General features: G+C 40.0%; 13 protein-coding genes, 2 pseudogenes and 1 riboswitch. Of the genes and pseudogenes, 6 read left to right on the top strand and 9 right to left on the bottom strand.

Annotation, left to right across the window (positions count from 1 at the left end):
- Positions 1-34 precede the first annotated feature (34 nt).
- Positions 35-1,243, bottom strand: a complete 1,209-nt coding sequence (locus tag J678_RS15260; protein WP_000343018.1) for an IS256-like element ISAba26 family transposase — start codon at positions 1,241-1,243, stop codon at positions 35-37.
- A 77-nt stretch (positions 1,244-1,320) separates the two neighbouring features.
- Between J678_RS15260 and J678_RS0104235 the strand changes: the two are divergent.
- Positions 1,321-1,716 (top strand): annotated as a pseudogene (locus J678_RS0104235) (SDR family oxidoreductase); the annotation flags it as partial.
- A gap of 51 nt (positions 1,717-1,767) precedes the next feature.
- Here J678_RS0104235 and hemW read toward each other — a convergent pair.
- Positions 1,768-2,922 (bottom strand): radical SAM family heme chaperone HemW, encoded by a 1,155-nt coding sequence (gene hemW, locus J678_RS15255; RefSeq protein ID WP_017393972.1) that lies wholly within the window; start codon positions 2,920-2,922, stop codon positions 1,768-1,770.
- Positions 2,923-3,039: 117 nt separating this feature from the next.
- On the opposite strand from hemW, the gene J678_RS15250 reads away from it, so the two are divergent.
- A complete protein-coding gene (locus J678_RS15250; RefSeq protein WP_001984522.1) occupies positions 3,040-3,501 on the top strand; it encodes a DMT family transporter in 462 nt (153 codons plus the stop codon).
- Between the two features lie 32 nt (positions 3,502-3,533).
- Positions 3,534-4,880: a multidrug efflux MATE transporter AbeM gene (gene abeM / locus J678_RS15245; RefSeq protein WP_017393973.1), complete on the top strand. Its 1,347-nt coding sequence runs from the start codon at positions 3,534-3,536 to the stop codon at positions 4,878-4,880.
- A gap of 33 nt (positions 4,881-4,913) precedes the next feature.
- On the opposite strand, the gene J678_RS15240 is transcribed toward abeM, so the two are convergent.
- Together J678_RS15240 and J678_RS15235 are read right to left on the bottom strand one after the other, a co-directional pair.
- Positions 4,914-6,164, bottom strand: coding sequence for an acyl-CoA dehydrogenase family protein (locus J678_RS15240; RefSeq protein WP_017393974.1), 1,251 nt, complete (start codon positions 6,162-6,164; stop codon positions 4,914-4,916).
- A gap of 32 nt (positions 6,165-6,196) precedes the next feature.
- Positions 6,197-7,444, bottom strand: coding sequence for an SfnB family sulfur acquisition oxidoreductase (locus J678_RS15235; RefSeq protein WP_017393975.1), 1,248 nt, complete (start codon positions 7,442-7,444; stop codon positions 6,197-6,199).
- Positions 7,445-7,701: 257 nt separating this feature from the next.
- Here J678_RS15235 and J678_RS15230 point away from each other — a divergent pair, with 257 nt between their 5' ends.
- The 3 genes from J678_RS15230 (at position 7,702) to J678_RS15220 (ending at position 9,942) form a co-directional block, all read left to right on the top strand.
- Positions 7,702-9,000, top strand: a complete 1,299-nt coding sequence (locus J678_RS15230) for an ABC1 kinase family protein (RefSeq protein WP_017393976.1) — start codon at positions 7,702-7,704, stop codon at positions 8,998-9,000.
- A gap of 101 nt (positions 9,001-9,101) precedes the next feature.
- On the top strand, positions 9,102-9,356 hold the full coding sequence (locus J678_RS15225) for a type B 50S ribosomal protein L31 (RefSeq protein ID WP_001224256.1): 255 nt from the start codon (positions 9,102-9,104) through the stop codon (positions 9,354-9,356).
- A gap of 253 nt (positions 9,357-9,609) precedes the next feature.
- Complete coding sequence (locus J678_RS15220) at positions 9,610-9,942, top strand: HopJ type III effector protein (protein ID WP_017393977.1); 333 nt, start codon at positions 9,610-9,612, stop codon at positions 9,940-9,942.
- Between the two features lie 132 nt (positions 9,943-10,074).
- Here J678_RS15220 and J678_RS23180 read toward each other — a convergent pair.
- The 5 genes and pseudogenes from J678_RS23180 to J678_RS15200 form a co-directional block, all read right to left on the bottom strand.
- A pseudogene (locus tag J678_RS23180) lies at positions 10,075-10,203 on the bottom strand (hypothetical protein).
- Between the two features lie 165 nt (positions 10,204-10,368).
- On the bottom strand, positions 10,369-10,749 hold the full coding sequence (gene crcB / locus J678_RS15215) for a fluoride efflux transporter CrcB (protein ID WP_017393978.1): 381 nt from the start codon (positions 10,747-10,749) through the stop codon (positions 10,369-10,371).
- 124 nt (positions 10,750-10,873) lie between these two features.
- A riboswitch (Fluoride riboswitch) is annotated at positions 10,874-10,940 on the bottom strand.
- A gap of 44 nt (positions 10,941-10,984) precedes the next feature.
- Positions 10,985-11,395, bottom strand: a complete 411-nt coding sequence (locus tag J678_RS15210; RefSeq protein ID WP_017393979.1) for a GFA family protein — start codon at positions 11,393-11,395, stop codon at positions 10,985-10,987.
- A 77-nt stretch (positions 11,396-11,472) separates the two neighbouring features.
- Entirely contained in the window at positions 11,473-12,678 is a 1,206-nt protein-coding gene (locus J678_RS15205) for a TIGR03862 family flavoprotein (RefSeq protein WP_031997423.1), read from the bottom strand.
- Complete coding sequence (locus tag J678_RS15200; protein WP_079377329.1) at positions 12,668-13,306, bottom strand: SAM-dependent methyltransferase; 639 nt, start codon at positions 13,304-13,306, stop codon at positions 12,668-12,670. The genes J678_RS15205 and J678_RS15200 overlap by 11 nt, the downstream gene beginning before the upstream one ends.
- Positions 13,307-13,358 lie beyond the last annotated feature (52 nt).

Raw genomic sequence — 13,358 nt, 5'->3', positions numbered from 1 at the left:
GAGCCTGTAAATTATTTTGTGTAAGTTCCATTTTTTATAAATGATCTTTTAATCGATCATCGAACTGAATCGTAAACCAATTCATTGCTAAACGCCAATTTTGAATTGGCATCGTCCATTTCTTCGCAGCATTTGATGTTGCTAAGTAAATGACCTTCTTTACTGAGTCATCAGATGAAAAGATTTTCCTTTTCTTCGTTGAATGGCGTATTACGCTATTCAACGACTCAATCGCATTTGTTGTATAAATAGCATGACGTATTTCGGCTGGATAGCTAAAGATCGTTCGGATATTTTCCCAATTGGCCCGCCAGGATTCTCCAATTTTGGGATACTGGTGATTCCATTGATCACAGAAGATGTCTAGGGACTTTAAAGCATTTTCCTCTGTACTTGCCTGATAAATCGCTTTCAGACCCGACGTAACAGCCTTGTAGTCTTTCCAGCTTACAAATCTCAGGCTATTGCGTACAACATGCACAATACACAGTTGAATATCAGTATGAGGGTAAACAGAGGCTATCGCGTCAGGAAAGCCTTTTAATCCATCTACACAGGCAACAAGAATGTCCTGTACTCCTCGATTTTTTAGCTCTGTCATGACTGACAGCCAGAATTTGGCACCTTCTGTCTGAGCAATCCACATACCCAGTAATTCTTTTTGCCCATCCATATTGATGCCTAAAGCAAGGTATACGGACTTGTTAATCACATTGGAGTGCTGACGGACTTTGACAACAATACAGTCAAGATAGACAACAGGATAAAGGCTATCTAAGGCTCTATTTTGCCACTCAGTCACTTGCTCAATCACAGCATCGGTAACTTTGCTGATGAGAGATGCTGACACATCGGCATCGTACATTTCTTTGAAGAAGGCTACAATTTCCCTATTAGTCATTCCTTTTGCATACAGTGAGAGGATTTGGTCATCCATACTGGTGATGCGTGTTTGGTGCTTTTTGATAATTTGTGGCTCAAATGAACCTTCTCGATCACGGGGAATATCTAAAGCCAGTTGTCCATCTTGAGTTGTAATGGTTTTAGAACTAAACCCATTACGGCTATTTGAGCCTTTCTTGGGCTGATGCTTTTCATAACCGAGATGGTCTGAAAGTTCAGTATTGAGTGCAGTTTCAATCATGAATTTTTTAAAGACTGCTGTCATTTGGTTTAAGTCTTCTGGTGTTTTTAGCCCTTTAGCCAATTCGGCAGCCATACTTTTGATTGTTGCTTCATCCATGTGAAGTACCTTTTGTAATTATCCTCTGAAGGATAAATGAAAATTAAGTACTTACACAAAATTTAGAACAGTCCCCAAAAATTGCCTATTTCTTTATTCAATCGGCAGGTCGACATTTAAATGACGGCGGCAAGATTTGTTCAATCGTGACTTCTCTTCTTGCAGCCTACACTGGACTCTATTCAACCTATGAAGGTTTAAAAGCACCTGTTGAACATTACACCCGCGCTGCATCAAAAGAATTTGGTGACCGCCAGATTTCTGTGACTGCTGTTGCACCAGGCCCAATGGACACACCATTCTTTTATGGCCAGGAGTCTGCTGAAGCAGTGGCTTACCATAAATCAGCTTCAGCTTTAGGTGGACTTACTAAAATTGAAGATATTGAGCCTCTCGTTCGCTTTTTAGTCACTGATGGTTGGTGGATTACGGGCCAGACGATTTTCGCAAATGGTGGTTATACCACTCGCTAAAATTAAAAAAGCCGCATCTCATCGTGCGGCTTTTTCTTTAGGACTATTTAATTATAAAAACTCTTCGAGTACCGAATTTAAGAAAATATGCCCTTGCTCTGTACAGGCCAAACGAGTGCTGTCCTCTACCAGAAGTTTCCTTGCCCGTAATGAAGTAAGCACATCATTTAAATCATCTAAACTTAAGCCTGTACGCTGTTTATATAAATCGGCTTTTACCCCATCATTTAAGCGTAAAGCATTCATCATAAACTCAAAAGGTAGTTCATCTGCTTCAATCTTTTTCATTTGCAAATGTTCTGCTGGAACTTTAGCTAAATAGTCTTTCGGCAAACGAGTCTTTTGGAAACGATAGACGCCATCTGGCTGTGTTACTTTGCCATGTGCACCTGCACCAATTGCAAGATAATCACCAAACTCCCAGTAATTTAAATTATGAGCAGAAGGCTCCTCTTTACGCCAAGCTGACACTTCATAATTAATAAAGCCATTTGCTTTTAGATATGCTTCGCCTTGCTCTTGAATATCTTCTAACACTTCATCTTGAGGTAGAACAGGCTGTGTTCGGAAAAACACGGTATTTGGCTCAATAGTAAGTTGATACCAACTGATATGTGTAGCACCATGCTCTACAGCCATCTTTAAATCATAAAGTGCTTGTTCGAGTGTTTGCTCAGGCAGCCCATGCATTAAATCGACATTAACTCGCTTAAAGCCTGCTTGTCTTGCTTGCTCTATTGCATCCATAGCATTGTTTGCTGAATGAATACGTCCAAGCTTTTGCAAGTGATCTGTATTAAAAGTCTGTACACCAATCGACAACCGGTTAATACCCGCCTCTAAATAGCCTGCAAACGGGTCATGTTCTAGTGTTCCCGGATTAGCTTCTAAAGTAATTTCACAATCATCTTCAAAGTTAAGTAATGACTTAAGCTGCTCAAACAGCCATGCATAACCTTTAGCAGAAATGAGTGAAGGCGTTCCCCCACCAATAAATACACTGTGAATTGAACGCCCTTGGGCCATCTCAAATTGAGTTTCAAAGTCGGCCACTAAGGCTTTTAAATAGATTTGCTCGAGTTCTGACGAAAGCGCACCATCAGGCACCGCATGCGAGTTAAAGTCACAATATGGACATTTACGCACGCACCAAGGCATGTGGATATATAAAGATAACGGAACAGAAGCAGGGTTTAATACAGCCAAGGAACAAGGTCCAATTTACACAATATTTCTATTTTAACATGACTGCATCAATGGGCTTATGAAAACATACCTTAATTGCTTTAGACTGTTTTTAAACATACTTAAATATTGATAAAAATGATGAAATTCTCTAGTCAACTTTTCCTGATCTTACCCTTAGCTATGGGAATCGGTGTTGCCATGGCTTTTCAGACTGCAATCAATGCTCAGCTTCGTGAGCAATTACACTCACCATTACAAGCGGCATTGTTATCATTTTTCATAGGCACTATTGTCTTGGCCATTATGGTGTTCTTCCAAAGTGCTGAAAAACCCTCTTTAAGTGAAATATCTAATATTCCTTGGCTTCTTTGGACCGGAGGATTTCTTGGGGTTTATGCAATTAGCATGAGCATTTATACTGCACCTAAGCTTGGTTTTTTAACCTTTACAGGGTTAGTCGTTTTTGGACAATTGGTCATTTCTATGTTACTTGATCATTTTGGCTGGTTAGGTACCGAAAAGACACCCGTTACATGGCAACGGTTTCTTGGTGGAGTGGTCATCTTTGTTGGTGTGTTACTCACCTTGCAGCGCTAGTTTCATTTTTATATTTATAAAGAGTACCTTTTGTGTCGAATGTCACGTCGTTTCGGGCTGAATTAAAACAACTCTTCCATTTAATGTTACCTATTTTAATTACGCAGTTTGCTCAAGCAGGGTTCGGGTTAATTGATACCATTATGGCTGGGCATTTATCTGCCGCAGACTTAGCCGCTATTGCGGTAGGTGTAGGTTTATGGGTTCCGATTATGCTTCTGTTTAGTGGAATCATGATTGCCACTACGCCGTTAGTTGCAGAGGCAAAAGGCGCTAGAAATACAGAACAAATTCCTGTGATTGTTCGTCAGTCATTATGGGTTGCCATCATTTTAGGTGTAATGGCTATGCTCATTTTGCAGCTTATGCCTTTTTTCTTACACGTATTCGGTGTTCCAGAAAGCTTAAGACCTAAAGCAAGTTTATTCTTGCATGCTATTGGTTTAGGTATGCCTGCTGTAACTATGTACGCAGCGCTACGTGGCTATTCAGAAGCTTTAGGCCACCCACGTCCTGTAACCGCGATTAGCTTATTGGCCTTAGTGGTTTTAATCCCGCTTAACATGATTTTTATGCATGGCTTAGGACCAATTCCAGCGTTAGGTAGTGCAGGCTGTGGCTTTGCAACCTCCATTTTACAATGGCTCATGCTGATCACTTTAGCAGGCTATATCTATAAAGCTTCTGCTTATCGAAATACTTCTATTTTTAGTAGATTTGACAAAATTAACCTGACTTGGGTTAAAAGAATTTTACAGCTTGGTCTGCCAATTGGTTTAGCTGTGTTTTTTGAAGTGAGTATTTTTAGTACAGGAGCATTGGTCCTTAGTCCACTAGGTGAAGTGTTTATTGCCGCGCATCAAGTGGCAATTTCTGTTACTTCGGTACTGTTTATGATTCCGCTTTCACTTGCGATTGCCTTAACCATTCGCGTGGGAACGTATTATGGTGAAAAGAACTGGGCTTCCATGTACCAAGTGCAAAAGATTGGTTTGAGTACAGCAATACTTTTTGCTCTATTAACCATGTCATTTATTGCCCTAGGCCGTGAACAAATTGTCTCGGTTTATACTCAAGACATAAACGTTGTACCTGTTGCGATGTATTTACTCTGGTTTGCAATGGGTTATCAGTTGATGGATGCCCTACAGGTCAGTGCTGCCGGCTGTTTAAGAGGGATGCAAGACACCCAAGCACCGATGTGGATTACGCTTATGGCATATTGGGTGATTGCTTTTCCAATCGGGCTTTATTTAGCACGTTATACCGATTGGGGCGTAGCTGGTGTGTGGTTAGGTTTAATTATTGGCTTAAGTATCGCCTGTGTTTTACTGCTCTCACGGCTCTACCTAAATACAAAGCGCCTAAGTCAAACCTAATAAAAAAGCCGATGAAATATCGGCTTTTTTATTTTATGCAGACTTTGCCCGAGGGCTTGCTCCAATTTGCCACACAAATGGTAAATCTGTACGGTTTACTTCCCAATCTCCAATCACTTTTTCTTTATAAATAAGCGGATTATGTGAAGACACAGTACGCGCATTACGCCAGAAACGATCAAGTTGTTTCGCTTGGCTACTTGCTGATGCACCTAATGCATTAAATAACTGACTTGTTAAATCGAGTACTAGATTAGAAATTACGACCTGCCCTTGTGCCGACTCAAGCTCGGCATCTACATTAAACTGATGCTCTTTCACTTCAGACTCGGCAAAATGGCTTTCATAAGCCTTTTGTAATGCCTCGGCCGTTTTCAAGGTGATTGCTTCACTTGCATAAGCTTGAGCTGAGGCCTTACCGACCACTTGTAAAACTTGTGGGTCGTGACGAACCAAGTCACCATTACCATGACTAAAAATACGTTTGCGTTCACGAATTTCCTGACTGAACGTCTCGACTGCAGCGCGCGCAATACCTGTTAAAGTTGCAAGATGCACCACCTGATAAAAAGCGGTTTGATACTTAAAACGTTGATCAAATGGAATGAGGTTTGAAGCTGGCAAATGAACTTGATGTACTTTTAAAGTACCACTGCCGGTTGTCTTTTGACCAAAGCCATCCCAATCATCAAGCACACTTACACCTGTTTCATGACGGTAAATAGCAGCAATCACATGACGGTCATTTACCTCATCGTAAGCAAATAAATCAATCCAGTCTGCAAAAATACTTCCTGTTGAATAGTACTTTTCACCATTTACTACTAAGTTACCCGAAGCGTCTTTGGTGACACGTGTAACAACATCACCAATCTGTACGTTTCCAACTTCTGTCCATGCATTTCCGACTAAATCACCTTGTACAAAGCGCTGAAACCAGACTTCTTGCGAATGCTCTTTATGAGCAACCAAGCGATCTTCAACAAATGCAAAATGGCCACGTAAAGCTTGAACAATATTGGAATCAGCTTCTGCTAACTCTGCTAAAAGCTGGAACAGTTGAGGTAATGAAACCCCATCTCCACCATATTTACGGGGTACTCGTACAGCACCCAACTTAGCTTCTTTTAACCACTGAATCGGTTCAAAAGGTAAGATCCGCTCTTTTTCCCGTTGAATTGCACCTTGCGCAATTTTCTCAAAAATGGGACGAAATCTGTTTGCAACCTTCTCATAATCCGCACCGACCGATAGTTCTTCTAATTCAATTTGGGCTGTTGTCATCGTTATTCTCCTAATCTTGTCTTTTCTTGAATTTAGCTCCATGCATGACGAGGTGGCTGAACTCCATTGAGGTAGTAGTTACCGACAATGTGATATTTCCAGCGCACAGGATCATGCAAGGTATGGGTACGGGCATTGCGCCAGTGACGGTCAAGGTTGAGTTCAGATAAAGTAGAACGCGTACCCGATAACTCAAAAAGTTTATTGGCAGCCAAAATAGCAATTTCTGTGGTAAGTACTTTTGCCTCGGCAACCAATAGTGTCGCTTGGTTTACATGTTCTTCGCTGGTGTCAGCAATCGCTTGATCAATTGCATCTCCAGCCAAGTCAAGGACTGCTTCTGCTGCACGCAGTTTGATTTTTAAGTCACCAATATTTGCAATGGTGTAAGGGTCATCACTGGCTTTTTCCAGACCTGAATCAATCCATGCACGGCTGTGATTTTTGACGTATTGAATCGTTTCTTCAATTGCACCACGCGCAATACCTGCATCGACTGCAGCCTGAATAAACTGAGAAATAGCACCTGCTGGTGTTGGGCGTTCAAATGCTTGGTAAATCGGAACTAAATATTCTTCACGTACTGGCACCTGATTCAGCTCTACCGTGCCACTAGCGGTGGTACGTTGTCCAAAACCAGACCAGTCATTAATAATATTGACCCCAGAAGTTTCACGTGGCACAAGTGCAGCATAAGGTTGTCCTTGTTCATTTACAGCAACAATTGGAATCCAATGTGCGAGCAAAGCACCCGTTGCAAAGAATTTTTTGCCATTAATTTCATAGCCATGTTCGTTTTTTTGGAGTTTAGTGGTTAGGTCCGCTACTGTTTTACTGTGTTTTTCCGAAAATGCATTGCCAAAACGAATTCCTCTTAGCACCAAATTAAAGAAGAACTGTTGCTGTTCAGGTTTCGCATCTAGTCTTAAATGTTCAATAAAAGCCAAGTGATTTTGAGGCAACTGAGCAAGAGAAGGATCGACACTTGCAATTGTTTTGATCACTTCCGCTAAAGTTCGATACTTGACTTGTGCGCCACCAAATTGCTTAGGTACTGTAATGGCCCACAGGCCGCTTTGTGAGAACTGCTGAATTTCATTTAAGGGTAAACGGCGTTCTCTATCACGATCTGATGCTTCTTGGGCAAACTCTTGAGCAAGTTGCTTGGCAATCTCAATTGCTTCTTCATCAGAACGAATAATATGTGCATCTTTCGACTGCTCGAATACAGATAAAGGAACCGCTTGAGAGCGCCCATAGGACGAATTTAGACTGGTCATAACTTTTATTGTCTCTATTTCTTATTTAACATGTCCTTCACCTTAGCACTAAAAAAACAGCGACTTTATAGATATTAAAGCTTTGTTTATGAAATGAATTTTGAAAAGCTTTTCACATTTTTTACTTTAAAAATAACGTTTTGTTTTTCGAAAATTTTCTTACATGCGATAAACAATTTCATATAGGCTTTTTAAGTTTTGTCACCTATGATCAAAACTAGACAATATTATGTTGTAGTCAACGAGGTATCGAAGATATGGCAAAGAATGCAAGTTCACCTGGCAAACGATTTATGAAACTTGCAGGAATGACCGCGAGCATTGCAACAAAAACCGTTTCTAACTCGATTCGAAACCTGACTGCGGATGAAGAACAGAAACTGGCTGCAAAAACTAAATTGTTTCAAGATATCGGTCTACAGATTGCAGACACCTTAGGCGAAATGAAAGGTGCCGTCATGAAAGTTGGGCAAATTGCATCGCAGTATAAAGATATCTTCCCACCAGAAGTTGCTAAAGCAATATCAAAACTACAACGCCAAGCTCCAGCCATGCCTTTTGCAGCAATTCAACAACAAGTTGAACGTGAGCTTGGAAAACCGCTCAACGCTGCCTTTAAATCTTTTGATGAACAGCCTTTTGCTGCTGCCTCGATTGGACAAGTTCACAAAGCAGTTTTGCCAAATGGTGAACAAGTTGTGGTTAAGGTTCAATATCCCGGTGTTGATGAAGCCTGCGAAAGTGACTTAAAACAAGTACGTTTAGCACTACGCTTAATGGGTGTACTTAAGATTGATAAAAAATTGCAAGATCAGCTTTTTGCAGAGATTCAAGATAGTCTATCAGCAGAGCTTAACTATGAAATCGAAGCTCAAAATCTTGAAGTCTTTAAAACTTTTCATAGCAAGTTAGATGACAAAATCATCATACCGACTGTTTATAAAGATTACTCTTCAAGACGTATTTTAACCTTAAGCCTTGAACAAGGTGACAGCATTGAAACTGCTAGTTCTTGGTCTATCGAAATTCGAAATACAATTGGCCGACGTTTAATCCGCGCTTTAGGTCAGGAAATGTTTTTTTTAAAACGTTTTCACTGTGACCCACATCCGGGTAACTTTGCCTTCCGCCAAGATGGTAGTGTGATTATTTATGACTATGGCAGTGTTAAAACGCTTTCCAATGAAATTGTCTATAGCTTTAAACGATTGGTGAATGCAGCTCGTCATGAAGATATTGACCTTATTGAAACTGAGTTACTTGCCCTGCAATCACTGACCGAAAAAGGTAAATTCCCGAGCGATCTTTATAAACTCTGGATTGAAGTGTTGTTGCGTCCACTTACCACAACCTATGATTTTGCAGAGAATTCATCCCATCATGATGGCATGTTACTCGTGAAAAAGTCTTTAAAATATTGGGATGTCTTTAAACCTTCACCAGATACATTAATGGTTAATAGAACCATTTCAGGACACTACTGGAACCTCATTCACTTAAAAGTACATGACAACCTGAATGATTTATTTGAAGAACTTGTTCCTCCTTCTAACTAATTCAATGAACTGATCAATGTAACCTTTCGGAGGTTACATTGACTTATCAATTGTTATGTTATAACATTTCTTTAATCAAAAATAATTTAGGACAATCTCTCATGCGTAAAGATATTCATCCTGCTTACCAACAAGTGTTATTTCATGACACCAATGCAGACGTGTACTTCTTAATTGGTAGTACCATTCAGACTAAACAAACCAAAGAATATCAAGGACAAGTCTATCCTTATGTGACTCTTGATATTTCAAGTGCTTCACATCCGTTCTATACAGGTGAAGTACGTCAAGCAAGTAATGAAGGGCGTGTTGCAAGCTTTAACAAACGCTTCGCTCGCTTTAATCGTAAGAGTTAATCTTACGTTAAGTTTTAACCAATACACTTAAATCATTGGAAGCCTAAGACTCATCTCCTCCACTTAGGCTTCTTTTTTTATGTGCATTTTTTCAATGATTTTCTAAGGTGTGTATAAAGTTAAACTTATCCACAATCTTCACAAGAACGCTTCTGATTTTTCTCAACAACCCATCATTTTTTATAGCTCTCAAGCTTTCAAAACATGTATTCAATGCTATGCTTAAGCCCTATTTGATAGGAAGTTTAAGATTATGGCACAAGAGTTACTTGCCCAATTACAAGCAGGCACAGCAAAATTTTCAGATGTTTTAGCTTATATTGAAGCACGCTACCAACATACTCCAACAGCTTTTCAAAATGGCGCACAGCATAACGCTGCAACTGAAAATCAAGGCAGTGCAAAAGTTTTCTCTTTTGCTAAGTTACAAGGTTTAGACCAAGCACAAACTTTAAGTTTATTTGCAGAGCACTATGCATCTGTATTAGCGACCCCAGAGGGAACTGACCACCAAAATATTCGTCAGTTTATGCAAAATGGTTGGGATGGTGTGAAGTTTGAAGGTCAGGCTTTAACTAAAAAGTAATTAAGTATTTGTGAATACATGACGGAGTCTTACCGTTTATTCTCAAATGAAAGTAGCTAATTCTGTTACTTTGGTTTTGCCCAAAGTAACCAAAGGCATTTGTCATCAACAGAACCTGTTTCCCGTTTGCACTTATCCAATATTTTGCAAAAACAATATATAGCTGATTTCAGTCAGGCTGTTGATGGCTTTAACGCGTATCAAATCCTAAAATAAATCAGATGTTTTTAATTCATCATTTACTATCGTGACAAGCGGCATGAATGCCGCTGTTTTGCTGTGCTACATGGATGTAGCATCAGCGAAACAAAAGATTTTTGCTTACTTTTGATCTCTCAAAAGTAAGGTATGCCTATACAAATGGTCTTGGAGAATATCGTAAAACAGAGGCCGTGCAGTATATATCGCTCCTTAAACATCGGAATATCAGTTGCCTGCTACCCAATAATAAGTCGCCAACCCCAAACACGTAAAAATTAAAGACCCAATTAAATGAATAGAAATCGCCAACATCGCCATTCCCCACTTACCACTTTGCAATAAGGTGACGATCTCAATCGAGAACGTTGAAAAAGTAGTTAAAGCACCACAAAAACCGGTAATCACAAAAAGCTTATAATTCGGGTTCAAATCACTATGAGCAAAATAAGCCATCGCAAAACCAATAATAAAGCCACCGACCAAATTAACAGTAACAGTACCCAACGGAATTTGCGGATAAATCGGGTTGAGTTTTAAACCTAAAAACCAACGCAACCACGCCCCTAGAACTGAGCCTAAAGCAATTGAAAGTAAAGGATAATACATAGAACCACCCCTTTAGTGAGATGCTAAAAGAGCAAATAAAAATGATGGGAAAAGTGACATGGCGTACTCCAAAAATAAGCAGAGTACGCAATAACCTACGTACCCAGCGATATAAATATATGAGGGTAACGTAGGCATCATTAGCCAATACGGCGGTTTTTCAAGGGAGGAATGCCATCTCCCTGTTTTAAGTATATTAAATCATCTAAAAGTTGATTAAAACATACTTTTTAAATCATGGACGTTCATCGTATTGCGGTAAATCGTCACAAATGCTTTCCCACTCTGCTTTTGAAGCAGCAAAAATATGCATTGTCGGCTTTTGGTCTAATGGTGTATCTAGTGTCCCAATTCTTAAACGATACATTTCTGGTTGGGCATCACGCGAACTAATAAGCGGTGAACCACATTCACTACAAAACCAACGGTACACACCGTTCACAGCAAATTTTTTGACGAGGTCTTCACCTTGTGTAATTTTAAAATCTGCACTGTTGACAGGAGCATTCGTGGCAAATGCTGTTCCATTGGCTTTCCGACAGCGTTGGCAATGACACTGAATAATATCTCCGATACCGCCTTTAATTTCATAGCGGATACCCTGACATAAACAACTTCCTTGATAAACTGGTGATGTCTGAGACATGTTCTCATAAATCCTATTATTATTGATCGCTCAAAAATAACACTTTTCACATATCAAACATAGCACCAAATTCGCTGTTATTTTTCTAAGAATGAATGCACACCTTCACCAGCTGCTCGGCCCGTAGCAAAACATGCTGTAAGCAAATATCCGCCTGTAGGAGCATCCCAATCCAGCATTTCGCCACAGCAAAAAACACCTGAGGTTTGTTTCAGTTCTAGACTTTCAGTTAATGCACCTTGCTTGACGCCACCAGCACAACTAATTGCTTCTTCAATCGGTCTAAAACCATCTAATTTAATTTGAAGTGCTTTAATTTGCTGAGCCATAACCTCTGGTTGGCTCCATAGCGATTTATCAACCACTTCTCTAATTAAGTTAATTTTGGCCGTGTCTAAGCCCGCTTTACGCCAGATATTAGTAAGCGATTGTTTTTTGCTAGCCTGTAACTTTTTAACTAACTGTGTAAGCTCTACATCAGGCAATAAGTCTAAAAATAGATTTAAACTTTTTCCTTGTTTTTGTTGTTCTCTTAAAGCTCGTCCGAGTTTATAAATGACCCCACTTTCTAAACCGTAGTGAGTAATCACAATATCACCATGAGTAACTTGGTTAGGTTCAACCCACGCATTGATACGCTTTAAAGGTTCCCCAAAACAACTTTCCATAAAAGCTGACCAAGTGTGCAATACCCCTGCGTTACTCGCTTGAAAAGGTTCGATACTGGATTGATCCATCCATTTTTGCCAAGCGCCATCACTACCCAATTGAGACCAAGACACCGCCCCGCATGCTAATACCACTGCATCGTATTGTTGGGTAAAAGTTTCAGTGATTTGATTATTTTGGTTTTCTAAAGTCACTGTTGTACCTTGCAAATTAATACAACGATGACGATAAAAGAATTTAACTTGCTGTTCTGCTAAACGTTTTAACCAAGCACGAAGTAAAGGAGCCGCTTTCATTTCAACAGGGAAAATACGACCAGAACTACCTACATACGAGTCTATTCCTAGACTTTTCATCCAGTTCTGAATCCAGACTGCATCCCATTTTTTAACCCACGGTTTGAGCCATTCTGCATGGTCATAACGTTCAATGAACTGGGATAATGGTTCAGCATGCGAGATATTTAGCCCTGTTTTACCAGCCATCAGAAACTTACGCGCAGCCGAAGGTTTTTGCTCAAACACATCAATTTCATAAGCATACTGACTCAGTCCCTCAGCTGCCATTAAACCAGCCGGACCAGCACCAATAATGGCAATCCGCTTATTCGCCATGTGTTTGCCCTTGCAATGGCGCAAACTCATCAAAACGAGTGGTATAACCTTCAGGCTTGGTCATAATGAGCTGCTGACAAAGCTCGCCACGCTCTAAATATTTAATTTCAAAATGAGTGCGTGCAGAGGTTTGCGCAATTTTTTCTTTTTGGTAAGGCAGCTTCCACACATTTAATAACTGTTGTTCAGCTTCTTCAATATATTCAGGAATATTACTTGCTAAAGTAATAGTTCCACCTGTTTTCAGGCGTGATAACAGGAACTCAAAAAATGGCATGTTCAACCAGCGTTGTGCTGGATTATGAGGTTCTGGGTTCGGATAGAGAATAAAAAAATGTTCAACTTGAGCAGGGTGTAAAGCATGTACAACCCAAGGTAAAGCATCTGCATGTACAGGTACCAAGTTGTCTCTTGGTTCCAAACCATGCTGCTTTTGCATGGCTAAGAATTTTTCTCTAGTTCGTTCAATTGCATATAACGTGTGCTGAGGATTTTGCCCACTAAATAGCAGAGCATGTTTACCTTTGCCTGCCCCAATTTCTACACAAATTGGAGTATTTTCAATTGGGGTAAAATCACGAGGCGCTTGCATACGTTGTGCTTGAAATTGACGAATCTGCATAATCACATCAAACTAAATAAAAATCGGCACAAGTCTAACAAGTCACCTGACTTTTGCC

This window comes from Acinetobacter sp. 1424608, from assembly GCF_000588255.1.
In the GTDB taxonomy this organism is placed as follows: domain Bacteria; phylum Pseudomonadota; class Gammaproteobacteria; order Pseudomonadales; family Moraxellaceae; genus Acinetobacter; species Acinetobacter nosocomialis.
The sequence above is the reverse complement of the archived record's forward strand: the minus strand, read 5'-3'. Positions and strand labels throughout refer to the sequence as shown.

What these genes read in the sequence shown, in the direction of transcription:
- J678_RS15210 (WP_017393979.1), bottom strand. Translation starts at nt 11,395, where the DNA reads ATGTCTCAGACATCACCAGTTTATCAAGGAAGTTGTTTATGTCAGGGT.
- J678_RS15235 (WP_017393975.1), bottom strand. Translation starts at nt 7,444, where the DNA reads ATGACCAGTCTAAATTCGTCCTATGGGCGCTCTCAAGCGGTTCCTTTA.
- J678_RS15230 (WP_017393976.1), top strand. Translation starts at nt 7,702, where the DNA reads ATGGCAAAGAATGCAAGTTCACCTGGCAAACGATTTATGAAACTTGCA.
- J678_RS15220 (WP_017393977.1), top strand. Translation starts at nt 9,610, where the DNA reads ATGGCACAAGAGTTACTTGCCCAATTACAAGCAGGCACAGCAAAATTT.
- J678_RS15225 (WP_001224256.1), top strand. Translation starts at nt 9,102, where the DNA reads ATGCGTAAAGATATTCATCCTGCTTACCAACAAGTGTTATTTCATGAC.
- J678_RS15260 (WP_000343018.1), bottom strand. Translation starts at nt 1,243, where the DNA reads ATGGATGAAGCAACAATCAAAAGTATGGCTGCCGAATTGGCTAAAGGG.
- crcB (WP_017393978.1), bottom strand. Translation starts at nt 10,749, where the DNA reads ATGTATTATCCTTTACTTTCAATTGCTTTAGGCTCAGTTCTAGGGGCG.
- J678_RS15240 (WP_017393974.1), bottom strand. Translation starts at nt 6,164, where the DNA reads ATGACAACAGCCCAAATTGAATTAGAAGAACTATCGGTCGGTGCGGAT.
- J678_RS15205 (WP_031997423.1), bottom strand. Translation starts at nt 12,678, where the DNA reads ATGGCGAATAAGCGGATTGCCATTATTGGTGCTGGTCCGGCTGGTTTA.
- J678_RS15250 (WP_001984522.1), top strand. Translation starts at nt 3,040, where the DNA reads ATGATGAAATTCTCTAGTCAACTTTTCCTGATCTTACCCTTAGCTATG.